General features: G+C 61.9%; 2 protein-coding genes. One reads left to right on the top strand and one right to left on the bottom strand.

The genetic code is table 11. From position 1 onward, the window contains the following. Positions 1-117: 117 nt before the first annotated feature. Entirely contained in the window at positions 118-495 is a 378-nt protein-coding gene (locus AC1DX0_RS36320; RefSeq protein ID WP_477223780.1) for a c-type cytochrome, read from the top strand. A gap of 2 nt (positions 496-497) precedes the next feature. Here the strand turns inward: AC1DX0_RS36320 and AC1DX0_RS36325 are convergent. After that, positions 498-1,041: c-type cytochrome (locus AC1DX0_RS36325; RefSeq protein ID WP_477359388.1), on the bottom strand; the 544-nt coding region annotated here is incomplete at its 5' end.

Here is a 1,041-nt window from a genome sequence, read left to right on the forward strand (position 1 = left end):
CCGGCACCGTCTATGCAGGTGCGGCACTGACGATGCTGGCGCTTTGGATCAGAGGCTCGAGCGAGAGAAAGGCGCAAAATGTCTAGTCCGCTCGCATCAGCCCCCGGCGGGGTCGCCATGGCCACGGTGTTTATCGTCGTGGCTTCCGCCGCGTTTGTCACGACCAGTGTCGTGCGTGACAACCATACCAGAGCTGCCATTGCCAGGGTGATGACCGGGGGCGATCCCGGTCGAGCGCCGGCGATCTTTCGTCGCTATGGCTGCGCCGGATGTCACACGATCTCCGGGATTCCTGGGGCGGACGGCCAGGCTGGGGCGCCGCTGACGGAACTGTCGAAGCGCGTCTATATCGCGGGTGCCCTGGAAAACCGTCCAGACAATCTGGTCGCCTGGATCGTTTCGCCGCAGCGCTTCTTCCCGCAGACGGCCATGCCGCAATCGGGGATTTCTGAACAGGAAGCGCGGGATCTTGCAGCGTATCTTTATGCCCAATGAACCTATGGGTGTGGGGTTGCGACCGGCGGAAGCGCTTTGATGTAGTGCGCGATCGCCTCGCGGTCGCCTTCAGGCAGCATGGCGGTATTCGTCACCACGTCGGCCATGGACGATCCCACCCGGCCGTGGTTGGGCGTCTCTCCGGTTCTAAGCATCGTGGCAATATCGGTCTCGGTCCAAGCGCCCAATCGTTCCTGAGTAATGTTGGGCACGAACCCGGTGCCTTGCGGGTCGATGCCGCCGGCAAACAGCGTATCGGACCGGATTGCTCCAAACGCATTTCGGCTGGAGTGGCATTCCGCGCAATGAGAAACGGTTTCGACGAGGTATGCGCCGCGATCAGGCATCGTCTTGCCTTCTGCGTTCGCAGCCGACCGGCCCTGGCGGAAAAACATCAGCTTCCAAAATCCGACGGACCGGCGAATGCTGAACAGGATTGCGGGATCGTGCGGGGGCACACGTCCGGACACTTTTGGCAGCGTCATGAGATAGGCGTAGACATCGTTGATGTCGGCGACGGTCATGCCGGTGAAGCTGGTGTAGGGG

The organism is Mesorhizobium sp. P3_A9 (assembly GCF_056402975.1).

Coding starts and splice junctions, on each gene's coding strand:
- AC1DX0_RS36320 (WP_477223780.1), top strand. CDS start 118: ATGGCCACGGTGTTTATCGTCGTGGCTTCCGCCGCGTTTGTCACGACC.